The following is a 23,045-nucleotide window of genomic DNA, read 5'->3' on the forward strand; positions in this document are numbered from 1 at the left end:
CCCCGCCAAAGGGCCGCGGGCCCTTTGGAATCCCGGTACCGGTGCGCCGATCCAACGGAATCGGGAGCCCCATCGGCCGAACGACCGAGGGTGGCTGCCGGGACAGGGTGGCCGCGAAGGCCTTATGCTCCCGCTTCCGCGTCACGGCGCGCAGGGAAGGAGCGATGTTCGATTTCAGCCAGCTCCGGTGCTTCGCCGCCGTGGCGGAGGAGCTGCATTTCGGGCGCGCGGCCGCCCGGCTGAACATGACCCAGCCGCCCCTGTCGCGGCAGATCCAGGTGCTGGAGCGGATCCTCGACGTACAGCTCTTGGAGCGCACCAGCCGCTCCGTCCGGCTGACCGCGGCCGGGCGCAGCTTCCTGCCGGAGGCGCAGCGCATCCTGCGCTTGGCCGAGACCGCGACCCACGTCACCCGTCAGGTGGCGGCCGGGCGCGCGGGGGTGCTGAAGCTCGGCTTCACGGCGGCCTCGGCCTACGACTTCCTGCCCCGCCTCGTCATGGAGCTTCGGCGGGCTTTGCCCGACGTCACGCTCGCGTTGCGCGAGATGGTCAGCCAGGATCAGGTCGAGGAATTGCTCGCCGGCCGCATCGATGCCGCCCTGGTTCGCCCGCCGGTCACGCATCCGGATCTGATCGCCGTCCGGGCCCTGGCCGAGCCCCTCGTGGCGGCGCTGCCGGCCGGGAATGGTTTGGCCGTTCGGGAGCACCTCAAGCCGGGCGATCTCGCCGGCGAACCGCTCGTCGCCTACGCGCCGAACGAGGCCCGCTACTTCCACGACCTGGTTCAGGGCCTGCTCGCCGAGGCCGCAATCGAGCCCCGGATCGTGCAGCGACTCACCCAGATCCACTCGATTCTCGCCCTGGTCCGGGCCGCCCTCGGGCTCGCCCTGGTGCCGGCGGCGGCCGAGCGCCTGCGCTTCGAGGGCGTGGTGTTCCGGCCGCTGCTGCTACCGGCCCCGCGCCCCGCCGAGCTGCTCCTGGCCTGGCGGCGCGACGCGGACGAGCCGCTGATCGCCCGGCTGGTCGCGATCCTGGCGGAGATGCCTCCGGCCTGATCCATGCGCGGGCGGCATCGATCGATCCAGCCTTTGGCTTTGACCTTCGGCGGAAAGGCTGCGCCTGATAGCCTCACGGCACGCAGAGGCCGAGGCCGCCAGGAGGGACCGCCGTGGACCGACTCACCAACCGCTTCAAGGCCGCCCTCGGCGAGGGGCGCCAGCAGATCGGCCTGTGGTGCAGCCTCGCCAGCCCGATCTCCACCGAGCTCGTCGCCGGCGCCGGGTTCGACTGGCTGCTCCTCGACATGGAGCACTCGGCCAACGACCTGCGGGATATCTACTTCCAGCTCCAGGCCATGATGGAGAACGCCACCAACCCGGTGGTGCGGGTGCCGAGCGACGACCCCATCACCATCAAGCGTATCCTCGATGCCGGCGCGCAGTCGCTGATGATCCCCAATATCGACGATGCCGAGCAGGCCGAGCGGGTGGTGGCAGCGACGCGCTACGCGCCCCGCGGCATCCGCGGCTTCTCGCAGGCGCCCCGGGCCGCCCGGTTCGGCCGGATCCCCGATTATCACACGCGCTGCGAGGCCGAGACGTACGTGATCGTGCAGGTCGAGTCGCGCCGCGCCCTGGACAATCTGGACGCGATCGCCGCCGTCGAGGGCGTGGGCGGCGTGTTCATCGGGCCCGGCGACCTCTCCACCAGCCTCGGCTATCTCGGCCAGCAGGGCCACCCGGAGGTGGTCCGCACCATCGAGGACGCGGTCGGCCGGATCGTGAAGGCCGGCAAGCATGCCGGCATCCTCACGCCGAGCGAGGAGCTGGCCAAGCGCTACATCGCGGCCGGCACCCGGTTCACCGCGGTCGGCTCGGATCTGGGGCTGCTGGCCCGCAACGCCGAGGCGCTCGCCGGGCGCTTCCGTACCGCCGGCTGAGCGAGGAGCATCCGATGCAGGCCGAAATCGACCTCCCGACCCAGGATGACTCGAACCTTGTGCGCTCGGCCGGCGACGTGCCGCGCACGATCCGGCTGAGCGCGCACGACAACGTCGCGATCGTGGTCAACGCCTTCGGGCTGCCCGCCGGCACGACCTTCCCGGACGGGCTGCGGCTCACCGAGTTCGTGCCGCAGGGCCATAAGGTGGCGCTCAGTGACATCCCGGAGGGCGGGGAGGTCCGCCGCTACGGCGAGGTGGTCGGCATCGCCACCCAAGACATCCCGCGGGGCGCCTGGGTGGAGGAATCCCGCGTCGCGACGCCCACGGCCCCGTCCCTGGACGCGCTGGAGCTCGCCACCCGGGTGCCGGCGCCCCTGGCGCCGCTCGAGGGCTACACCTTCGAGGGCTACCGCAACCCGGACGGGTCGGTGGGCACCAAGAACATCCTGGCGATCTCGATCAGCGTGCAATGCGTCGCCGGCACCCTCGACGTGGCGATCCGCCGGATCAAGCAAGAGCTGCTGCCGCGCTTCCCCAACGTCGACGACGTGGTCGGCCTGACCCACGCCTATGGCTGCGGCGTCGCCATCAACGCCCCCGAGGCGGTGGTGCCGATCCGGACCCTCCAGAGCCTCGCGCAGAACCCCAATTTCGGCGGCGAGGTCATGGTCGTGGGGCTGGGCTGCGAGAAGCTCGTCTCGGAGCGGCTGCTGCCCGACGGCGGCGCCGCCGGGGACGGGGTGGTGCGGCTCCAGGACGAGCGCCACCAGGGTTTTTCCGCGATGCTCGACAGCATCCTGGCGATGGCGGAGGCCCGCCTGGAGGTGCTGAACCGGCGCACCCGCGAGACCTGCCCGGCCTCCGAACTCGTGGTCGGCCTGCAATGCGGCGGCAGCGACGCGTTCTCGGGCGTCACCGCCAACCCGGCGCTCGGCTACTGCGCCGACCTGATCGTCGCCTGCGGCGGCACCGTGCTGTTCTCCGAGGTCACGGAGGTGCGCGACGCGATCCACCTCCTGACCCCCCGGGCCAAGACTCCGGAAATCGCCCAGGCCCTGATCCGCGAGATGGCCTGGTATGATGCCTATCTCGCCAAGGGCGAGGCCGACCGGCGGGCCAACCCGTCGCCCGGCAACAAGAAGGGCGGCCTCAACAACATCGTCGAGAAGGCCCTGGGCTCGGTCGCCAAGTCCGGCACGGGGGCGATCTCTGGCGTGCTGGCGCCGGGCGAGCGCGTGCGCGAGAAGGGCCTGATCTTCGCCGCGACCCCGGCCAGCGACTTCGTCTGCGGCACGCTGCAGCTCGCCTCGGGGATCACCCTGCAGGTGTTCTCCACCGGCCGCGGCACGCCCTACGGCCTCGCCCAGGCCCCGGTGATCAAGGTCGCCACCCGGACCGAGCTGGCCGAGCGCTGGTCCGACCTGATCGACCTCGATGCCGGCCGCATCGCCACCGGCGAGGCGACGATCGAGCAGGTCGGCTGGGAGCTGTTCCACCTGATCCTCGACGTGGCGAGCGGGCGCAAGCGGCCGTGGTCGGATCAGTGGGGACTGTTCAACGACCTGACGCTGTTCAACCCGGCGCCGATCACCTGAGGCCGGGCCGCGGTCGCGGCAGCGTCGAAATGCCGTGCCGGGCTTGAACAGGCGCAGACTGACGATCCGCGCCGGTCAGCGCAGCACTTCGATGTCGACTGAAACGGTCTGGCCCAGCCGCGCCCAGGCCCTGTCCGACGTCAGGGCCGGAGCATTCTTCAGCTTTGCGGTCGCCAGGCAGGCGCGGTCCCAGAGCGAAAGGCCGGCGTTCCGGGTGAGGGGGCGCATCCGGGCGGTTTCCCGCGCCTCCACCATCCCGAATGGCAAGATCGTGAGTTGCAATCCTGCGAGGATCGCATCGACGGTGTTTCCGGGTATGCCGAGGTCGAACAGTTTCGTCATGACCTCAGCGGCGTTGATAGCGGAGATCTTGGCGCCGGGCAGGTGAGCGGCCACCCGGTCGGCTCCGGCCTCGTCGAAGATGACCGCCAGGACGGCCGAAGCGTCGAGGACGGGATCAGGCATGTGAGTCGGCGTTGCCCTCGGCATCCTCACGGGCCGCGTCCGCACGTTTCTCCGCGATGAACGCATCGACCACGGATCCGCGGCCCTCGGCAAAGGGCGCCGCCAGGCTACGGACACGCCTCAGGGCCTGCTCGGCCGTCGTGATGCGGATGCCATCCTCATCCTGAGTGAGGATGACGCGGCCCGATCCGGTCAGACCCAGGATGCGGCGTATCTCAGCGGGAAGGTTCATCCTCCCGTTCTCGCCGACCTGGACCGTCCGGCGCAGAGGTTCATGCATCGAATCAAGTCCAATTCGCAGACCATGCGGGAGCCGGTGGCGCGGCCCAGGCATAATCCTGTCACCGGATGGCGGCTCTGTCACCCATCAGGCCTCGCAGGGCTACGCGGCTCGTCATCGTCTGCGGGGTCGAACTCTGTGCGATCATCCTTCCACGACGGGGACATCCATTCGGCTCAGAAAATGCCGCACCTTCAAAGACCTTGAGCACCATTCCGAACGGTGGTTCCCGGCTTTCGCAAAACGATGATGCGAGATTGAAGATCTAGAGCACCGTCTCGAAGCCGATTTTCAAGACGATGTTCTCGGGCAAAATTCGTTTCAACGGGACCGGATTTTGCGCTAGGCAGCCGGCACTGCCATGCCGATGCCGATTCCTGCCCCCCGCACCGTCCTGTTCCGCCTGCACTGGGCGCTCGGCCTCACCGCCGGGTTCGTGCTCGCGCTGATGGGCGTGACCGGCGCGCTGATGAGCTACGAGGAGGCGATCACCGCCTTCGCCAACCGCGACCGGACACGGGTCGAGGCGGGGGACCGGGTGCCGCTCGCGCCATCGGCCCTCGCCGCCCGGATCGACGCCCAGGCCGGGGGGCGCCGGACGAATATCCTCACCCTGTCGGACGACCCGCAGGCGAGCGTGTTCGTGCGCTTCGCCCGCGATCCAAAAACCCGGGAGCGGCCGCCCTCTCTCTATGCCGATCCCTATGACGGGGCGGTGCTCGGCCCGGTGCGGCTGGAGGCGGCGTTCGCGACGGTGCGGGACCTGCACCGCTGGCTGCTGATTCCCGGCGGCTCCAAGGGCTGGGGCCGGACCATCACGGGGGCCTGCACCCTGGCGCTGATCGCGTTCCTGGCCACCGGCCTGTATCTGCGCTGGCCCAAGGTCCATCGCTGGCGGATCTGGCTGAAGCCGAGCCTGTCGCGGCCCGGCCGGCCGCGCTGGTGGTCGCTCCACGCCGTGGCCGGAACCTGGCTGACGCCGATCTACCTGATCATCGCGCTCACCGGCCTGACCTGGTCCTACCCGTCGTTCAAGGACGGCGCCACCTGGCTGCTCGCCGGGACGCCGGAGCGGGCGAAGCCCACCCGCATGGCCGGAAGCCGGGAGGTTCCGCCGCCGCCGGAGACCGCGTCCGAGCCCGCCCTGGACCGCGCCTGGGCGGCGTTCCGGGCCGGTGAGGGGCACGAGGCCGGCCTCGCGATCCTGACCCTGCCGGGGGCCGACACCAAGGCGATCCGCATCCGCTGGCTGCCCAGGGGCGTCGACGCACCGAGCGCCCGCAACGAGGCGCGCTACGACGCGGCCACGGGGGCGCTGCTCGCCACCGAGCGCGCCGCCGACATGCCGCTCGGGCGGCGCATCGTCGAGAACATCCTGGAGGTGCATCGCGGCCGATTCTTCGGCGACCTGTTCGCCCTGCTGTTCGGCCTCGCGGCGCTCGCCATGCCGGGTTTCGCCGCCACCGGCCTGACCCTCTACATCCTGCGCCGCCGTGCGGACGCCCGGCGCAGGGGGACCGAGCGAACGACGGGGCCGGTCGCGACCGGGACGAAGCCCCGCCGCGCGCTGACGTGACGGCGGCAGGCGCTCACTCGGCCGGGCGCGGTGTCCCGGCTGTCCAGTCGACGGCGGCGTCGAACAGGGCGAGACCAGGGGCCGTCAGGGTGCCGAAGGTCTCGTTGTCGAGCAGAAACATCGTCCGCCGCGCCGGGGCGATCGACTCGTAGTCCATGGTCGCCCCCGCCTCGTAGCCGAAGATGACGGCGTGGTCGGGCTCCCCCGGCACCGTGGCGATGATCGCGGCGCCGAGGCCGGGCTTGCCCCAGTTCATCGGCGCGTCCTTGGCGTAGACCGCGTTGATCCCCGCTCGAAGCCCCGCCGCCAGCGCGTGGGGGGCGTTGACCAGCCAGACGAAATGCTCGGCCGGCGCCTTGCCGAAATCGCGGTCGTGCTTCTTGCCGGTCATGCCCAGGTCGTCGAGCAGGTCGCTTTCCCAGGTCAGCACCGGCACCGGGACGTCGCGATAGGCCCCGAGCAGGTCGCGGCTGCGGATGTTCGAGGACAGGATGACGAGGTCGTAGCCCCGCGCCACCGGCTCGTACTGGCTGCCCAGCGTGACCCGGTATCCGCGCCCCTCGAGATGGGCCGCGATCGCCTTGTCGGCGGCGATCCGCGGATTGTCCGGCTTGACCACGATCAGCACCGTGCGGGACCGCTCGGCCGCGGACGCGGTCAGCGTCAGGGCCGCGAGGGCGGCAGCGCCGAGCAGGCCCCGGATCGATCCGGACCAGGCAAGCCGCCCGCGAGCGCGTGTTGGCGCCCTCACCCGCCTCACAGCCGCGCGGTGATCGTGGCCAGCACCGAGAGCGGCGCGCCGGGAAGGTTGTTGAACTGGTTGAACGGCTGCTCGATGTAGCGCCGGTCGGTCAGGTTGCGCATGTTGATCGAGAACCGGGCGTGCTCGTTGAAATCGTAGAACACGGCCGCGTCGAGCCGGGCATAGCCGCCGACCGTATAGCTGTTGTTGAGGTCGCCGGTGCGCCGGCCGACATAGGTGATCCCGGCCCCGACGTTCCAGCCGCGCAGGAAGCCGTCCTGGAACTGGTAGGTCGACCAGATGCTGCCGCTGAAGGCCGGCGCCCCGACGAGCCGGTTGCCGACCGCGAAGGTCGTGTCCTTGGTGATCCGCGCGTCGAGGAAGCTGATCCCGCCGATGACCTTCCAGCCCGGCAGGATCTGGCCGGCGAGGTCGGCCTCGACGCCCTCGGAGCGCTGCTGCCCGGTGATCACCGAGTAGAGGCTGTTGTTCGGATCGGTGGCGGCGACGTTGTTGCGGGTGATGCGGAAGGCGGCAGCGGACAGGGTCAGGTCGGGGGTGAGGTCGAGGCGGCTGCCGATCTCGTACTGCTCGCCGGTTTCGGGGGGCGGATTGGTGACGTTGAGGACGTTGGCGATCTGCGGCTTGAACGAGGTCGTGTAGCTCGCATAGAGCGTCAGCGGCTCCACCGGCCGATAGACGAGGCCGACGCGCGGCGAGGTGCCGGACAGTTGCTGGTCGGGCGGGATCGTGCGCGATGTCGGCGTCCGGTTGAAATAGTACTGCGTCCCCGAATCATAGCGGACGCCGACCAGGAGCTGCAGGCCGAGGCCCAGATCGATCTGGTCCTGAACATAGAGGCCGTTCAGCTCGTTCTTCTGCTTCAAGTCACCCTGCAATTGCAGGCCCACGAGGGCCGACCCGAAGGCCGGGTTCTGGAAGCTTACGGACGGGTAGTTGGTGCTCTGGGTCGTGTAGGAATGCCGGTAGCCGTTGGTGTACTCGATCCCGGCGAACACGGTGTGGCGGAAGCCCAGCAGATCGAACTTGGCCACCATTTCAGTCTGACTGTCGACCGAGGCGTAGGTGGAGTGGCCCGCGGTCTCGCGCCGGGTCACAAGGGTTTGGGTCTTGTCGAGTCCGGTGGCGCGGGTCGCGAGGAAGTCGAACCCGCCCCACTGGGCGTTGAGCACTTCGCGCAGGGTGATGTTCTCGTTGAGATCGTGCTCGATTTTCAGCAGGCCGAAATTCGCGTTGCTGTTGTAGCGTGAGAACGGCTCCCCATAGTAGCGCGAAATATTGTCGAGCGGCACGCGGCCGTTCCGGGCGACCAGCCCCTCGTCGTATTGCGTGTCCAGCCGGGTGAACTCGCCGAGGAACGAGACTCGGGTGTCCGGGCTCGGGTTCCACGTGAAGGCCGGGGCCACGAAGGTCCGCGAATTGTCCCGGTCGCCGAAGTTGCGAAAGGTCGGATCGGACTGGCCGGCGAAACTGAGGCGGCCAGCGAGGCCGTCCACGCCCTCGATTGCGCTCGACACCGAGCCCTGGACCCGGCGGAAGCCGAAGCTGCCTGCTTGCAGGTTGATGTCTCCAGACGGCACGAGGGTCGGCTGCCGGGAGACGATGTTGATCAGGCCGCCGGGATCGCCGCGGCCGTACAGAACCGAGGCCGGACCTTTCAGCACCTCGATCCGTTCCACGTCTGCGAGATCGCGCGTGACCGTGGAGAAGGTCCCCGCCTGGTTCAGCAGCACGCCGTCGATCGCGTAGGTCTGGGTCTGGAAGCCGCGGATGATGAACGTGTCGCTCCGGCCCTGGATCGTGCCTCCGGGCTGGACGCTGCTGACGTTCTGCAGGGCGTCGCTCAGGCGAATGTCCTGCTGGTCGACCAGCACGTCCCGGGGCACCACCTGCACCGATTGCGGCGTGTCGCGCAGGGGCGTGTCGGTCCGGGTCGCGGTCGCCGAGCGCGTCGCCCGGTAGCCGATCACCGGACCACCGGCCCGCTCCACCGCAGGGCCGGTGCCGGTGACGCTCAGTTCCGAGAGGATGACCTCGTCCTGGACCGGATTGGATTGTGCGTGAACGACAGTCGTCGATGCCAGAAGCAGGGTGATGGCCAGTCCGGACCGCGTATTGGTGCAGGGCGAGCGATTGCTTGTCGCAGAAATAATGCGGTCTTGGTGGCCCAATGGCATAGTTTTTAGTCGTTCTCAGGAAGATCGTCGCCACGGGGCGTTTCGATCCTTGAGTACGATTGCGGGGCTATTTCAATGCGTGATTGTAATTGGTGGGTTCAGAACCGCGGGAACTGACCGGACGTGTCCGACACGCCACACATTGCGATTGGAATAATTTTAAATGTTACGGATTTTCCGACTTAAACGTGTGTAGGTGCGGAATATTTACGTCCGGGCGTTGATCCGGACTGAAACCACGATCCGGATCAACGTCTGCAGCCGCAGAACTGCTCGAATCAGGGCGGGCTCGGGTCGCGCCGGCGGTCGCCTGTCCCGGACTGCGTGGCGGAATGCGACCGGCCGGCCTGCGCGAGGGGGGGATTGCAGACCGGCCGGCCTACCGCGCGCCGTTGCCCGGCGCGCGATCTCGGTGAACTGAGCATCATCCCGAAAGGTGGATTCCGGCTTTCGGGAAAAGACGATGCCCAGCCAAAGACTTGGCGCATCAGCGCGGCTGGGCGGGCTTCCCGTCGGCGGTTCTGGCCTTCGTGCCGGTGGCCACCCATTCGGGGTCGGACCGCGGACCGCCCGGCGCGTCGGTCGCGGCCTGCAACTGGCCCGGCTCGACGCTCGTCACCCGCGTCCAGGTCTGCGTGCCGCACAGCACCGCCAGCAGGCAGCCGCGCACCGAGAGCGCGCTGGGCGTCTCGCTCCAGATCGACACGTCGTAGGACTTGCCGTTGTCGCCGTTGTAGATCTTGCCGGCGTAGCGGCCGTCCGCATCCGGCGCCAGGCCGAGGATCATCTGGTGGCCGAGCAGCGGGCGGGCCTGCCGGCGCGGATCCGGGTTGGCCTTGTCCAGCGGGCCCTGCGCCTTGTCGTCCTTCGGATTGCGCCAGACGACGTAGCCGCACAGATGCGCGTGGTCCGGGCCGCAGGGCTCGGTCCGCACCCGGGCGCGCCCGTCCTCGGTGAGCCAGGTACCCGTGGGATCGGCCGCGGCGGCCGGGCCGGACTCCATCGCGGCGACGCCGATGAGGGCGACCGTGACGAGGCGGGCGAGGATGGGGGGCATGCGGTATCCTTGTTCGCGCGGGTGCGCATGAGCCGGGGGTTGAGGCGGTGTCAGGGCCGACGGCCCGGCGGCGACGCTCAGGCGAACGTGGTGATCCGCGGCCCGGCGCGGGCAGCGCGCGGCAGGCGGCCGTCGAGCCCGGTCTCCAGCAGGGCGTGGAGCTGGGCCACCGCGGGGGCCGGATCATAATCGGGCAGGATCGCGCGGCCGACCACGATCCCCTTCATCAGCGGTGCGAGCAGCGCGTAGAGCTTGTTCGGGTCGCAATCCGGGCTGGTCGCCAGCGCCGAGAAGGTCGCGGTGAACCAATCGCGGGTTTCCGCCTCGGTCCGGGCGGTCAGCGCGGCGATGGCCGGGTTGCGGGTGGCCTCCGACCAGATCTCCATGCGCAGCACCGCGGCCGCGCGGGTGATCGACACGAAGTAGCGCGCGATGATGTCCAGGAGCGCCCCACGGCGATCGCCGCTGCGCTCCATCTCCTCGACGAGCCGGGCCCCGCGCTCCCGCTCGCGCTCCACCAGCCCGACGACCAGGGACTCCTTGGATTCGAAGTAGCGGTAGAAGTTGCCCGGGCTCATCGCGGCCTCGCGGGCGAGATCCTGCATGGTGGCCCGGTGGAAACCATTGCGCACGAAGCAGGCTTCGGCGGCGTCGAGGATGTGCTCGCGCCGCGCAATCTGGCCGCCCCGCGCCTCGGCGCTCGCCGGCACGCTCACGGGGCGCGCTGCGCGAGGCGGCTCTGGTCCTTCGCGGGACCGGCAGCAGCCGCGCAGGCCTGGGCGGTCTGGCTTGGATCCGCGCAGAGGCGCGCCTGCCAGCCCTTGGGTCCCGCCCCGGTCCAGCTGATCAGCGCCATCCAGGCCAGGACCAGAACGGCGGCGAAGGTGAGGTTCGACGGCGTGCAGAAAGCCCGAACCGTGGCGAGGATCCGCGCCGTACCGGTCCCGGACGGGTCGAACCGGTTGTCATCGAGATCGGACCAGCGGCCTTCGAGCGACAGAGCCATGGCTCACTCCTGCTTGCCCCACCTTCGTAATGAACGTTCATTCTCATGTCAATGAACGTTCGTTCTCATGATTGGCGAAGGATGGGCCGTAGGGTGGTGGTACGGCGATCGGGCGGTGGCTTCGTCGCCGGCCCGCTTGGACGGGCGCAGCGAAGACTTCCCGTAGGATTGCGCCGCCGGCAGGCGTCCCGCCGCCCTGGGTCACGGCGCTTCGCGCGTGATGACGGCGCGGGGGATGCCGACCGTGGCGGTCGGCCGGAAACCGTATGGGGGCACGTCCGGATCGGGGCTGCGCGCGGACGATACGGGCGGCTCTCGAAGGCCGGCCCGTCACCTTGCCGGCCCCAAGCGCGGGCGCACAACATCGCCCCCGCGCTTGGGGCCTGTCCGGCCGACTCCACAACGAAACCGGTTCGCCGGGGCCGAGGGCGCTGCCTCGACCCCGAAATCGCGTCGGCTCAGGCGTGCCCGGCCGGCTTGAGGGCGCCGGTCCGATCGTGGAAATCCGGGCCGTTGATCGTCCGGGCCACGTGGCCGACCCGGATCAGGTAGTCGCCAAAATGCTCGCCGGGGTTCCGGCCCCTGGCGAAGTCGGCGAACAGCGGATCCAGGGTGTCGAGGATGTCCGAGGCCGCGACGTCCTCCTTGTAGAGCTTGCTCAGCCGCGAGCCGTCGAAGGCGGCGCCGAGATAGAGGTGGTAGCGCTCGGGTCCGCGGCCGACGAGGCCGATCTCGGCGATGAACGGGCGGGCGCAGCCGTTCGGGCAGCCGGTGGAGCGGATCGTGATCTCCTCCTCGGCGAGCCCATGGGTGGCCAGGCTCTGCTCCAGCTCGGTCATCAGGTCCGGCAGGTAGCGCTCGCTCTCGGCGAGCGCGAGGCCGCAGGTCGGCAGCGCCACGCAGGCGATGGAGTTGCGCCGGAGCGCGCCCGCACCCTTGGTGATGCCGTACTGGTCCACCAGCGCCTCGATCGCGGCGCGCTTCTCCGCCGGTACGTTGGCGATGATCACGTTCTGGTTGGCGGTGAGGCGGAAATCGCCCTCGTGGACCTGCGCGATCTTGCGCAGGCCGGTGAGGAATTGCGGGCCGTCCTCGTAATCCTTGATCCGGCCGGACGGGACGTAGAGCGTCAGGTGGTGGCGGCCGTCATCGCCCTCGGTCCATCCGAAGCGGTCGCCGTTGTTGGTGAACGTGAACGGCTTCGGCTCGCCGAGCTTCTTGCCGATCCGCGTCTCCACCTCGGCCCGGAACGCCGCCAGGCCGTAGCGCTCGATCGTGTACTTGAGCCGGGCGTTCTTGCGGTTCTTGCGGTTGCCCCAGTCGCGCTGGACCGTCATCACGGCCTCGGCGACCTTGATGGCGTCTTCGGGCTTCACGAAGCCCATCACGTCGGCGGTGCGCGGGAAGGTGTCGGGCTCGCCATGGGTCATGCCCATGCCGCCGCCCACCGTGACGTTCCAGCCGGTGACCTGGTTCTTCTTGTCCAGGATGGCGATGAAGCCGAGATCGTGGGCGAAGATGTCGACCTCGTTGGAGGGCGGCACCGCCACGACGACCTTGAACTTCCGCGGCAGGTAGGTGCGGCCGTAGACCGGCTCGACCTCCTCCTCCTCGCCGCCGACCACGCGCTCGCCGTCGAGCCAGATCTCGCGCCAAGCGCTGGTCTTCGGCAGCAGGCTGTCCGAGATGTCCTTGGCCAGCGTGTGGGCGGCCTTGTGGGCGCCGACCTGGGCCGGGTTGGTCGCCGCCATGACGTTGCGGTTCACGTCGCCGCAGGCTGCGATGGTGTCGAGCAGGGCCGCGTCGATGGCCGCCATCGTGCGCTTGAGGTTCGCCTTGATCACGCCGTGATACTGGAAGGTCTGGCGCGTGGTCGCCCGCAGGGCGCTGCCCGCGTAGGTGACCGCGATGTCGTCGAGCGCCAGCCACTGCTTCGGGCTGATCACGCCGCCGGCGATGCGCAGGCGGATCATGAAGCTGTAGGCCTTGTCGAGCTTCTTCTTGGTCCGCTCCGGGCGCAGGTCGCGGTCGTCCTGCATGTACATCCCGTGGAACTTCACGAGCTGCCCGTCATCCTCGGAGATCGCCCCGGTGGCGTGCTTCAGCAGCCCCTCGGCGAGGCCGCCGCGGAGGTAGCCGCTGGCGATCTTGATGTGCTCGTTCGCGGCGAGCTGGGCGGCGCGGGCCGCCTCGGCATCGGTGATCGGCCGCTCCTTGGGCGGCGTCTCGTAGACGCGGGGGGCCGGGGTCGGAGCCAGGGCCTGGGCGTCGGCGTCGTCGCGGGGGCTGTGGTCGTCCATGGGATCACTTCCAAAGTCTCGAATGCGTCCCCGCCCCCTGTGCGAGCGGGATCGTCGCAAATCCCGGATTCAAAAGGTCCGAGACCTTTTGCGGGTGCAGGGCGGAGCCCTGCCGTCGGGCTTTGCCCGATCCATCAGGGCTCCGCCCCGATACCCCGCCAAAGGGCGGCACGCCCTTTGGAAACCCGGATTGGCCCGTGCTCAGCCATCACGCTCTAGTAAACGTCCTGCTGGTAGCGGTGGCTGCGCTCCAGAGCCGCAACCTGCGCCTCGGCGTCGGCCGGGCTCAAGCTCTTGGCGATCTCGTAGGCCCGCACCACTGCGGCGCGCACGTCCTTAGCCATGTTCTTGGCATCGCCGCAGACGTAGAAATGGGCGCCGCCCTCCAGCCAGGAGACCAGCTCCTGCGCGTTGTGGGTGATGCGGTTCTGCACGTAGATCTTCTCCGGCTGGTCCCGGGAGAAGGCCACGTCGATCTTCGTCAGCGAGCCGTCCTCCAGGGCCTCCTGCCATTCGAGCTGGTACAGGAAGTCGTGCAGGAAGTGCCGGTCGCCGAAGAACAGCCAGGAGCGGCCGGGCGCCTCGATGGCGCGGCGCTCCTGCACGAAGGCGCGGAACGGCGCGACGCCGGTGCCGGGGCCGACCATGATGATGTCGGTGGCCGGATCCTGCGGAAGCCGGAAATGCCGGTTCGGCTTCACCCGCACCCGCAGCTTGGCGCCGTCCCGGATCCGATCGGCGACATGCACGGAGGCGACGCCCGAACGGGCCCGCCCATGGGTCTCGTAGCGCACCGCCACGATGGCGAGGTGGACCTCGTCGCCCACTTCCTTGCGCGAGGACGCGATCGAGTAGGCGCGCGGCGGCAGCGGCCGGGTGATGGTGTTGAGGTGCTCGGCCGTCAGCGGCGCCGGGAAGGTCGCCAGCAGGTCGATCAGGTGCCGCCCCTCGATCCAGGCCCGGGCCTCGCCGCTCTCGATCAGCTTCTGCGCATCGGCGTGTCCGGTCGCCTTGACGAAACGCTCGATCGTGGCGGCCGAGAGGGTGGTGATGTCGCGCTCGGCGAGCAGCGCCTTGCGCAGGGCCTCGTCGCCGGACAGCCCCGCAGCGCTCAGGATCTCGTCCACCAGCTGCGGGTCGTTCTCGGGGAAGATCTCGAGCGAATCACCGGGCTCGTAGGCGGGCGCCCCGTCCTCGAAGGCCAGCGCCAGATGGATCGTCTCCTTGTCCGAGCGCGAGGAATTGAGGTTCACGTGCTCGACGACCTCGACCACCACCGGCTCGCGGCTCAGCTCGGCCTCGTCGTCCTCGCCCGGCGCGGCGCGGGCGAAATCCACCGCCACGACGTTGTCCGGCGCCTCCGCCGGGGCGAGGGCCTTGAGGGTGTTCTTGATCCAGTCGGCGGCCGGCTTCTCGAAATCGAGATCGAGGTCGGCGCGCGCGGCCGCGCGCTTGCCGCCCAGGGCCTCGAGGCGCGCATCGAGCGCCTTGCCGATGGCGCAGAACTCGACATACGAGGTGTCGCCCAGCGCCAGGACGGCGAAGTCCACGCCGTCGATGCGCGGGGCACCCTCGCCCATCAGCTCGCCATAGGCCCGCACCGCCCGCGCCGGCGGCTCGCCCTCGCCCCAGGTCGCCGCGATCGCCACGAGCTTGCCGGCCTTGGGCAGGGTCGCCACGTCGAGATCGGAGAAATCCACGACCTTCGGCTTGAAGCCCTGCTTGCGCGCGAGCTTGGCGACGTTGCCGGCCAAAGCCTCGGAGTTCCCCGATTCGCTGGCGTAGAGGATCGTCAGCGGCTCGGCGGCCTTGGGCGGGGCGGACGGTGCCGCGGCCGGCTGGCCACCGGCGGCGTCGAGCCCCGCCAGGAAGCCCGCCAACCACGCGCGCTGCACGGGCGTCGCGCTGCCCAGCACCGCGTCGAGACTGGCGCGCTCACCGTCCCCGAACGGGGCGGTGCGTGGAAGGAGGTTCTGGCGTGACATCAAGGAACCATGTCGTGGCCTGCGAGGCCGGTGTCAATCGGAAACGTTCTTTTTGCAGAACGCGCTTAGATTAGAAAATCGCATTCGCTGCAATGCGAAAAAATAGAAAATCATTCTCCGACTACAGCGAGAAGCGGCCCGGTCCCGGGCAGGTGTCGCCCGGTCTTCGGCGGCGCGGGGAGCGGCAGGGCAGTGGTGGATTTCACCTTCTCCATGGCGAATCGCGAGGTGACGTTCTTCAGCGGCAACACCGCGATCAGCTGCTTGTAGAAGGTGTCATAGGCCTGCATGTCGGCAACCACGACGCGCAGCATATAATCCACATCGCCGGCCATCCGGTAGAATTCCAGCACCTCCGGCATGGCCGAGATGGTTGCGGCGAAGCGCTGCAGCCATTCCTGGGAATGGTCCGCGGTCTCAATCGAGACGAACACGGTGAGCCCGAGGCCCAGCTTGACCGGATCCAGCACGGCCACCCGCCGGTCGATGACGCCGTCGGCCTCCAGCTTCTGGATGCGCTTCCAGCACGGGGTCTGAGACAGGCCGACGCGCTCGCCGATCGCCGCGATGGAGAGGGTCGCGTCCGCCTGCAGCAAGGCGAGAATCTTCAGATCGATGGCGTCCAAAGTCGTCTCCGTGGGATCCTTCCACGCTGGGCCGCGCGCGGGGAGATTAGGCGTTTCAAAGGGCCGCCGAGAAGAATCTTTTGTGGTGTGGGGTGTCGGATGCCGTGGAACGGGGTGTGCCACCGCACGCCAAGCCGCCCGGATATGCTCGACAAGCTCCCCGCGGCGCCTTGACTTCGTTCGTTATAGCGAACATCTCGGCCCTTCGACAACAGGGTGCGGCACCGTCCGCATCCTTTCCCGCGATCCAACCTCAGGACATGTCGCGATGACCCGTCCGGACCGAACGATGGCCGACACCCTCGCGGACCGGCTGTCCGGGCTCGACCTGCCAGGCCGCCTTCACCTGATCGCCGCCGAGATCCCCGGCCGCCTGGTGTTTACCACGAGCCTCGGCGTCGAGGACCAGGCGCTGACCCACGGGCTGGCGATGGCCGGGCTGGCGAAGGGCCGCGTCGAGATCGTCACCCTCGATACCGGCCGGCTGTTCCCGGAGGCCTACGACACCTGGGCCGAGACCGAATCGGCCTACGGCATCCGGATCGGGGCCTACGCGCCGGAGCGGGTGGCCGTGGAGGCGTTCGTGCGCGACGAGGGTATCAACGGCTTCCGGCGCTCGGTCGCGGCCCGGCAGGCCTGCTGCGGGTTCCGCAAGGTCGAGCCGCTCGGCCGCGCCCTCCACGGCGCCAGCGGCTGGCTCACTGGCCTGCGCGCCGGCCAGTCGGCCAACCGCGCCGAGACCCCGCTGGCCGTGTTCGACGCCGAGCGCGACCTGATCAAGCTCAACCCGCTGGCCGACTGGTCCCGGGCGCAGGTCGACAGCTTCGTGCGCGAGAACTTCATTCCCTACAACGTGCTGCACGACCGCGGCTTCCCGTCGATCGGCTGCGCCCCCTGCACCCGCGCCGTGAAGCTCGGCGAGCCGGAGCGCGCCGGACGCTGGTGGTGGGAACAGGAAGAGAAGAAGGAGTGCGGCCTGCATGTCGGGCGGCCCTCCGCGTCGGTTCAACCGGGCCAGGAGCCCGCCATCTTCGAAAGCAACCCAGACGTGAAGACCCGCCAGCCGGAATTCGCCCGATGAGCGCAGCCCTCGCCGCCGCCGTGTCGCCGCACGCGCCCGCCGCCGACCGCCTCAGCCACCTCAAGCGGCTCGAGGCGGAGAGCATCCACATCTTCCGGGAGACGGTCGCCGAGGCCGAGAACCCGGTGATGCTCTACTCCATCGGCAAGGATTCCTCGGTCCTGCTGCACGTCGCCCTGAAGGCGTTCGCGCCCGGCCGCCTGCCGTTCCCGCTGCTCCACGTCGACACCACGTGGAAGTTCCGCGAGATGATCGCCTTCCGCGACGCCCGGGTGAAGGAGCTCGGCCTCGACCTCCTGGTCCACACCAACCCGGACGGGCTCGCCCGCGGCGTCGGGCCGGTGAGCCACGGCTCCGAGGTCCATACCGACGTGATGAAGACCCAGGCGCTGCGTCAGGCGCTCGACAAGTACAAGTTCGACGCGGCCTTCGGCGGCGCCCGCCGCGACGAGGAGGCGAGCCGCGCCAAGGAGCGGATCATCTCCTTGCGCACCGCGCAGCACCGTTGGGATCCCAAGCGCCAGCGCGCGGAGCCCTGGCACCTCTACAACCTCAAGAAGAAGCGCGGCGAATCCCTGCGGGTGTTCCCGCTGTCGAACTGGACCGAGCTCGATATCTGGCTCTACATCGAGCAGGAAAAGATCCCGATCGTGCCGCTCTACTTCGCCGCCGAGCGGCCGGTGGTGGAGCGCGACGGCCAGCTGATCATGGTCGACGACGACAGGCTGCCGCTGGAGCCGGGGGAGACCCCGCAGCAGCGCCTCGTCCGCTTCCGGACGCTCGGCTGCTACCCCCTCACCGGGGCGGTGGAGAGCGACGCCGCGACGTTGCCCGAGATTGTCGGCGAGACGCTGGCGGCCCGCACCTCGGAACGCCAGGGCCGGGTGATCGACAAGGACGGCGCGGGCTCCATGGAGCGCAAGAAGCAGGAAGGCTACTTCTGATGACGGTGCACCAGGATCCCACCGCGTTCAGCGACCGCGCCGCCGGCTACAAGGCGTTCCTGGCCGCCCACCAGACCAAGGCGGTGCTGCGCTTCATCGCCTGCGGCTCGGTGGACGACGGCAAGTCGACCCTGATCGGCCGGCTGCTGCACGACACCAAGCAGATCTTCGACGACCAGATCTCGGCGCTCCAGCGCGATTCCCGCCGCCACGGCACGCAGGGGCAGGAGATCGACCTGGCGCTGCTGGTCGACGGCCTTCAGGCCGAGCGCGAGCAGGGCATCACCATCGACGTCGCCTACCGGTTCTTCTCCACCGACAAGCGCTCGTTCATCGTGGCCGACACCCCCGGCCACGAGCAGTACACCCGCAACATGGCCACCGGCGCCTCGACGGCGGACGTGGCGGTGATCCTGGTGGATGCCCGCCAGGGCCTGATCCGCCAGACCCGGCGCCACGCCCTGCTGGTCTCGATGCTCGGCATCCGCCGGGTGGTGCTGGCGGTGAACAAGATGGACCTGGTCGGCTGGTCGCAGGACAAGTTCGACGCGATCCGCTCGGGCTTCGCCGACTTCGCCCGCGCGCTGAACTTCGCCGAGGTCCAGGCGATCCCGCTCTCGGCCAAGAACGGCGACAACGTCGTGGAGCCGGGCATCGCCGCTCCCTGGTACACCGGCGGCACCCTGCTCGATTATCTGGAGACCGTGCCGGTGCACGCGGAGGCGCTCAACGCCCCGTTCCGCATGGCGATCCAGTGGGTCAACCGGCCGAATTCCGAGTTCCGCGGCTATAGCGGGCGGATCGCCAGCGGCCGGATCCGCCCCAGCGACGCGATCACCATCCAGCCCTCCGGCCGGACCTCGACGGTGGCACGGATCTACACGGCCGACGGCGACCTGGCCGAGGCCGGCGAGGACGAATCGGTGACCCTGGTGCTCGCCGACCAGATCGACGCCTCCCGCGGGCAGGTGATCGCGGCCTCCGGCGCCCCGCTGCGGATCGCCGAGGCCTTCGAGGCCCGCCTGTTCTGGGCGGCCGAGACCGAGCTGGCGCCGGGGGCGAGCCTGCTCGCCAAGATCGGCACCGCCACGGTCAACGCCACGGTGGAGCGGATCGTCTCGCGGATCGATCCCGAGACCGGCAACCCGGGCCCGGCCGAGCGCCTCGCCGCCAACGACATCGCGGACGTGGCCCTGCGCCTCGACCGCCCAGTGGCGGTGGATGCCTACGCGGCCAACCGCGAGACCGGCAGCCTGATCCTGATCGACCGCGAGACCACCGACACGGCGGCCCTCGGTCTGGTCCTGGCCCCGAAGGACGAAGCTGCACCGTCGGCCTCCATCACACCGGCTGCCGACGAGAAGGCCCCCGGCCTGCTCGGTCGCCTCGGCCGCCTGCTGGGCCGCTGACGCTGGTTTAAAGTCCCGGATCCACAAGGTCCGGGACCTTGTGCGGGTCCAGGGTGGAGCCCTGGTTCATCGGGGCTCCGCCCCGATACCCCGCCAAAGGGCTTGCCCTTTGGAAACCCCTGACCTCGTCAGGCCGCTTCCGAGACGGTGCCGAGGCCCCAGGCCTGGGCCAGCTGCGTATAGGATTCGTGCCGCGCGGCCTGGTCGGGGATCGCCGTGACGATCATCAGCTCGTCGGCCTGTGTCCGCGCCACCAGGTCCGTGAGCCGCGCCCGCAGGGTCTCCGGCCCGCCCACATGCAGCTTGTCACGGCCACGCTCGACCTGGGCCCGCTCGGAATCGGAATACGGGTAGGCCAGCGCTTCGTCCAAGCTCGGCAGCGGCCGGTACTCGCCGCGCTCCCGCCGCAGGGTCGAGAGCCGCGCGCTCGCGGCCAGCCGCTCGGCCTCCGCGTCGGTGGCGGCGCAGATCGCCGCCACGGCCAGGATCGCGTGGGGCCGCTCGCCGAGCCGCGTCGGCTGGAACAGCCGGCGATAGGCCAGCATCGGTGCCTCGGCCGGCATCCCGGAGAAGTGCTGCGCGAAGCCGAAGCCGCATCCGATCTCGCCCGCGAGCTGGGCGCTGTAATCGGACGAGCCGAGCAGGAAGATCGGCGGCAGCGGCACCCCGGCGGGACTCGCCTGGATCTTTCCGAACGGATGCCCCTCCGGGAAGCCGCCATCCCAGAACAGAAGCTCCTGCAGGCGGTCCAAAAAGTCGTCGTTGCCGCCCTCGCCCGGGGCCTCCCGGCGGCGCAGGGCCCGGGCGGTGAGCCCGTCGGTGCCGGGGGCGCGCCCGAGGCCGAGATCGATCCGGCCCGGGAACAGCGCCTCCAGCACCCGGAACCGCTCGGCGACCATCAGCGGCGCGTGGTTCGGCAGCATGATCCCGCCCGATCCGACCCGGATCGTCCGGGTCGCGGCGGCGATCTGGCCGATCATGATCTCGGGGGCCGGGCTCGCCACGTTGGGCAGGGCGTGATGCTCGGCCAGCCAGTAGCGCTGGTAGCCGAGGCCGTCGACGTGGCGCGCCAGCGACAGCGTGTCATGCAGCGCCTGCGCCGGGGTCGAATCGGCGCTGACGAAGGAGAGGTCGAGGACGGAGAGCGGTGTCATCGATAGGAGATAGGGGTGCGGATCGGCCGGTGCGAGGGCCAGACGATCCGCGTCGGCCCGGTCATGGCGCCGGCTCGTCGTCCGGCCGGTCGCTCCGGTACAACGCCTCGAAATCCCGGCCGCCGTAGAACACGTTGGTGATCCTCACCCAATTGGCCTCGACCCGATAGGCGATGATCGCGGATCGCTCGAACGGCACGGTCCGCAGGCCCGGTTCCAAGTCGTCGCGGGGACGACCGCCATGGGGAGCATCGCCGATGCGCCGGCAGCGTGCGATGATCCGCCGGATGAACCCTTCGGCGACGTCGTTGTCGCGGCTGGCGTGGAGCACCACGCGGAAGATGTCCGCGAGGTCGATCCGGGCCTCGCGCCGGAGCGAGACCGGCATCCTACGCACGACGGCGATCGTCCCGGGCCTGGGCGAACAGGACTTCCATCTGAGCCTCGACTTCCTCGAGGCTCAGATCGGGGCTGGGATCGTCCAAGGAGCGGCGGATGCGGGCGCGGATCGCGTCGAGATGCTCGGCATCCTCCCGGCGCCGGCTCTGCCAGGCCTGCACCGCGTCCTCCAGGGCCTCGCCGAGCGAGGCGTATTCGCCGGCCTCGACGCGCTCGCGCAGGGCGCGGACCGTCTCGGGGGGCAGCGTCACGCTGATCGTCTCGGCGGGTGGCATGAATCGCCCTCGTCAATCGCCCTCTTCGGATCGGCACGATCTTAGCATGGAAACCGGGCCGCCGCGCAGCCTTGTCCGCACCGCACCGTCGGCCTAGGGTCCCGCCTGCATCGCGGGCGCCCGAGGTCGCCCCGCCCTCACGGAGATCGACATATCATGGCTCTCCTCGCCGACGTCCTCTCGCGGGTGAAGCCGTCCGCGACCATCGTGATGACCCAGAAGGCCCGGGACCTGAAGGCCTCGGGCGTCGACGTCATCAGCCTGTCGGTGGGCGAGCCGGATTTCGACACGCCGGACCACATCAAGCAGGCCGCGATCGAGGCGATCCACCGCAACGAGACGCGCTACCCGCCGGTCTCGGGCATCGCGCCCCTGCGCGAGGCGATCGTGCGCAAGTTCAAGCGCGAGAACGGGCTCGACTACAAGGTCTCGCAGACCATCGTGGGCACCGGCGGCAAGCAGGTGCTGTACAACGCGTTCCTCGCGACCCTGAACCCCGGCGACGAGGTGGTGATCCCCCGCCCCTACTGGGTGTCCTACCCCGAGATGGTCGGGCTGTGCGGCGGCACGCCGGTCTTCGCCGACACCGACATGGCGCACGGCTTCAAGCTCCAGCCCGACGAGCTCGACCGGGTGCTGACGCCCAAGACCAAGTGGATCGTGCTCAACTCGCCGTCGAACCCGTCCGGGGCCGCCTACACGCGCGACGAGATGAAGGCGCTCACCGACGTGCTGCTGCGCTATCCCGACGTGCACATCCTGACCGACGACATCTACGAGCACCTGACCTACGGCGACTTCGCCTTCGTCACGCCGGCCCAGGTCGAGCCCCAGCTGATCGAGCGGACGCTGACCATGAACGGCGTCTCCAAGGGCTACGCCATGACCGGCTGGCGGATCGGCTATGCGGCCGGGCCGGAGACGCTGATCAAGGCGATGGACTTCGTCCAGGGCCAGCAGACCTCCGGGGCGAGCACGATCGCGCAATGGGCCGCGGTGGCCGCCCTCGACGGCCCGCAGGACCACCTGGCCAAGTTCCGGGCGGCGTTCCAGGGCCGGCGCGACCTGGTCGTGTCGATGCTCAACCAGACCAACGGCCTGACCTGCCCGACGCCGGAGGGCGCCTTCTACGTCTACCCGTCTTGCGCCGCGTTGATCGGCAAAAAGACCGAGGCCGGCAAGACCATCGAGACGGACGAGGATTTCGTCACCGAGCTGCTCCAGGCCGAGGGCGTGGCCGCCGTGCACGGCTCGGCCTTCGGGCTGGGCCCGAACCTGCGCATCTCCTACGCCACCTCGAACGCGGTGCTGGAGGAAGCCTGCCGGCGCATCCAGCGGTTCTGCGGCTCGTTGCGGTAGGGCTCAAAGCGCCGGCCGCGCCGGGCTCAAACCACCGGATCGCTCCTGGGGTTGAGGAACGATCTGCCGGCCTGTGAGGTTCGGGTAGGACGTTGGTGCCACGCAGTCGCATCAGAGACCGGCGTCGCGGGCCGGGATCGCCACGGGCTCGGATTCGAGATCGATATCGCGGAAGGGCGATGCCTGTAGCGCATCGATCAGCGACTGGCCCGTCACCGGTCCGGTCGCCGACGGAACTCCGCGGCCGAGATGATCACCACAGCATCCTGGCCGGGTACGATCACGCACTGCGGACCCTCGGTGCAGGCGCGTTGGACCACCTCGCCGAAACGGGCCTTCGCGTCTTGAAAGCACCAAGCTTCGGACTGGCTGGAGGGTTGGACTGCGCCGGTGGTCATGCTGAACAAGCGACCCATCAATTTCTCAATCGCGCCAATCGAATGCTGCCGCGATGAAGCGTAACGCTTCGACTTCCTCGCTGGCGCCCTTCAGAAGCGAAGCCTGCCGGGGCGCTTCCTCCTTGAAGCCCGGCCTCGATGGATTGGGCACCCAAACGCGCGGGACCTTCAGGCCGTCGCGTCGCCGCGCGCGGTGGCGACGCTGGGACCTCGACAGAGCATCGCTCGGCTTGGGCTGGTTCATGACGGTGATC

The 23,045-nt window shown here is 69.5% G+C and carries 23 protein-coding genes; 8 read left to right on the top strand and 15 right to left on the bottom strand.

The features are described 5' to 3' along the window. Positions 1–164 precede the first annotated feature (164 nt). From MKL09_RS19615 to garD, 3 genes are all read left to right on the top strand, one after another. A complete protein-coding gene (locus tag MKL09_RS19615; RefSeq protein WP_244022901.1) occupies positions 165–1,055 on the top strand; it encodes a LysR family transcriptional regulator in 891 nt (296 codons plus the stop codon). Between the two features lie 113 nt (positions 1,056–1,168). After that, positions 1,169–1,939, top strand: coding sequence for an HpcH/HpaI aldolase family protein (locus MKL09_RS19620; protein ID WP_244022903.1), 771 nt, complete (start codon positions 1,169–1,171; stop codon positions 1,937–1,939). A 14-nt stretch (positions 1,940–1,953) separates the two neighbouring features. Next, on the top strand, positions 1,954–3,537 hold the full coding sequence (garD, locus tag MKL09_RS19625) for a galactarate dehydratase (RefSeq protein ID WP_244022905.1): 1,584 nt from the start codon (positions 1,954–1,956) through the stop codon (positions 3,535–3,537). 75 nt (positions 3,538–3,612) lie between these two features. Here the strand turns inward: garD and MKL09_RS19630 are convergent, their stop codons facing one another. Further along, a complete protein-coding gene (locus MKL09_RS19630) occupies positions 3,613–4,002 on the bottom strand; it encodes a type II toxin-antitoxin system VapC family toxin (protein WP_244022907.1) in 390 nt (129 codons plus the stop codon). Further along, entirely contained in the window at positions 3,995–4,336 is a 342-nt protein-coding gene (locus tag MKL09_RS19635; RefSeq protein ID WP_313901195.1) for an AbrB/MazE/SpoVT family DNA-binding domain-containing protein, read from the bottom strand. Before MKL09_RS19635 ends, MKL09_RS19630 begins: the two co-directional genes overlap by 8 nt. 307 nt (positions 4,337–4,643) lie before the next feature. Here MKL09_RS19635 and MKL09_RS19640 point away from each other — a divergent pair, with 307 nt between their 5' ends. Continuing rightward, a complete protein-coding gene (locus tag MKL09_RS19640) occupies positions 4,644–5,858 on the top strand; it encodes a PepSY-associated TM helix domain-containing protein (RefSeq protein ID WP_244022910.1) in 1,215 nt (404 codons plus the stop codon). Between the two features lie 13 nt (positions 5,859–5,871). Here the strand turns inward: MKL09_RS19640 and MKL09_RS19645 are convergent, their stop codons facing one another. From MKL09_RS19645 to MKL09_RS19680, 8 genes are all read right to left on the bottom strand, one after another. Further along, positions 5,872–6,609 carry a hypothetical protein gene (locus tag MKL09_RS19645; RefSeq protein WP_244022912.1) on the bottom strand — a complete coding sequence of 246 codons (738 nt, stop codon included), beginning with the start codon at positions 6,607–6,609 and terminating at the stop codon, positions 5,872–5,874. 5 nt (positions 6,610–6,614) lie between these two features. Beyond that, entirely contained in the window at positions 6,615–8,798 is a 2,184-nt protein-coding gene (locus tag MKL09_RS19650; protein ID WP_244022914.1) for a TonB-dependent siderophore receptor, read from the bottom strand. Between the two features lie 487 nt (positions 8,799–9,285). Further along, on the bottom strand, positions 9,286–9,855 hold the full coding sequence (locus MKL09_RS19655) for a DUF2147 domain-containing protein (RefSeq protein ID WP_244022916.1): 570 nt from the start codon (positions 9,853–9,855) through the stop codon (positions 9,286–9,288). Between the two features lie 77 nt (positions 9,856–9,932). After that, positions 9,933–10,571, bottom strand: coding sequence for a TetR/AcrR family transcriptional regulator (locus tag MKL09_RS19660; RefSeq protein WP_244022918.1), 639 nt, complete (start codon positions 10,569–10,571; stop codon positions 9,933–9,935). Beyond that, positions 10,568–10,861 (bottom strand): hypothetical protein, encoded by a 294-nt coding sequence (locus MKL09_RS19665; protein WP_244022920.1) that lies wholly within the window; start codon positions 10,859–10,861, stop codon positions 10,568–10,570. Before MKL09_RS19665 ends, MKL09_RS19660 begins: the two co-directional genes overlap by 4 nt. A 458-nt stretch (positions 10,862–11,319) precedes the next feature. Beyond that, the gene (locus MKL09_RS19670; protein WP_244022922.1) at positions 11,320–13,161 is read right to left on the bottom strand and encodes an NADPH-dependent assimilatory sulfite reductase hemoprotein subunit; all 1,842 of its coding nucleotides are present in this window, start codon (positions 13,159–13,161) and stop codon (positions 11,320–11,322) included. Positions 13,162–13,376: 215 nt separating this feature from the next. Continuing rightward, positions 13,377–15,146 (bottom strand): sulfite reductase flavoprotein subunit alpha, encoded by a 1,770-nt coding sequence (locus tag MKL09_RS19675; protein ID WP_244022924.1) that lies wholly within the window; start codon positions 15,144–15,146, stop codon positions 13,377–13,379. Between the two features lie 110 nt (positions 15,147–15,256). After that, the gene (locus MKL09_RS19680) at positions 15,257–15,772 is read right to left on the bottom strand and encodes an Lrp/AsnC family transcriptional regulator (protein ID WP_244022926.1); all 516 of its coding nucleotides are present in this window, start codon (positions 15,770–15,772) and stop codon (positions 15,257–15,259) included. Positions 15,773–16,040: 268 nt separating this feature from the next. Here MKL09_RS19680 and MKL09_RS19685 point away from each other — a divergent pair, with 268 nt between their 5' ends. Genes MKL09_RS19685 through cysN form a run of 3 tightly spaced genes read left to right on the top strand, consistent with a single transcriptional unit; the run spans position 16,041 to position 19,206 of the window. Beyond that, on the top strand, positions 16,041–16,853 hold the full coding sequence (locus tag MKL09_RS19685) for a phosphoadenylyl-sulfate reductase (RefSeq protein WP_244022928.1): 813 nt from the start codon (positions 16,041–16,043) through the stop codon (positions 16,851–16,853). Further along, complete coding sequence (gene cysD, locus MKL09_RS19690; protein ID WP_244022930.1) at positions 16,850–17,797, top strand: sulfate adenylyltransferase subunit CysD; 948 nt, start codon at positions 16,850–16,852, stop codon at positions 17,795–17,797. Before MKL09_RS19685 ends, cysD begins: the two co-directional genes overlap by 4 nt. Then, positions 17,797–19,206 (top strand): sulfate adenylyltransferase subunit CysN, encoded by a 1,410-nt coding sequence (cysN, locus tag MKL09_RS19695; RefSeq protein WP_244022932.1) that lies wholly within the window; start codon positions 17,797–17,799, stop codon positions 19,204–19,206. Before cysD ends, cysN begins: the two co-directional genes overlap by 1 nt. 128 nt (positions 19,207–19,334) lie before the next feature. Here the strand turns inward: cysN and MKL09_RS19700 are convergent, their stop codons facing one another. The 3 genes from MKL09_RS19700 to MKL09_RS19710 form a co-directional block, all read right to left on the bottom strand. After that, complete coding sequence (locus MKL09_RS19700) at positions 19,335–20,360, bottom strand: LLM class flavin-dependent oxidoreductase (RefSeq protein WP_244022934.1); 1,026 nt, start codon at positions 20,358–20,360, stop codon at positions 19,335–19,337. A gap of 61 nt (positions 20,361–20,421) precedes the next feature. Beyond that, positions 20,422–20,757: a type II toxin-antitoxin system RelE/ParE family toxin gene (locus MKL09_RS19705; RefSeq protein ID WP_244022936.1), complete on the bottom strand. Its 336-nt coding sequence runs from the start codon at positions 20,755–20,757 to the stop codon at positions 20,422–20,424. Then, positions 20,750–21,034: a type II toxin-antitoxin system ParD family antitoxin gene (locus tag MKL09_RS19710; RefSeq protein WP_244022938.1), complete on the bottom strand. Its 285-nt coding sequence runs from the start codon at positions 21,032–21,034 to the stop codon at positions 20,750–20,752. The genes MKL09_RS19705 and MKL09_RS19710 overlap by 8 nt, the downstream gene beginning before the upstream one ends. A 156-nt stretch (positions 21,035–21,190) precedes the next feature. On the opposite strand from MKL09_RS19710, the gene MKL09_RS19715 reads away from it, so the two are divergent. Beyond that, a complete protein-coding gene (locus MKL09_RS19715; RefSeq protein ID WP_244022939.1) occupies positions 21,191–22,393 on the top strand; it encodes a pyridoxal phosphate-dependent aminotransferase in 1,203 nt (400 codons plus the stop codon). Positions 22,394–22,605: 212 nt separating this feature from the next. Here MKL09_RS19715 and MKL09_RS32235 read toward each other — a convergent pair whose 3' ends face one another. Further along, entirely contained in the window at positions 22,606–22,809 is a 204-nt protein-coding gene (locus MKL09_RS32235) for a type II toxin-antitoxin system prevent-host-death family antitoxin (protein ID WP_313901196.1), read from the bottom strand. A 7-nt stretch (positions 22,810–22,816) separates the two neighbouring features. Then, positions 22,817–23,035, bottom strand: a complete 219-nt coding sequence (locus tag MKL09_RS19725; RefSeq protein ID WP_244022941.1) for an antitoxin MazE-like protein — start codon at positions 23,033–23,035, stop codon at positions 22,817–22,819. Positions 23,036–23,045: the final 10 nt, after the last annotated feature.

This window comes from Methylobacterium sp. J-048, assembly GCF_022829515.1.
Lineage (GTDB): Bacteria > Pseudomonadota > Alphaproteobacteria > Rhizobiales > Beijerinckiaceae > Methylobacterium.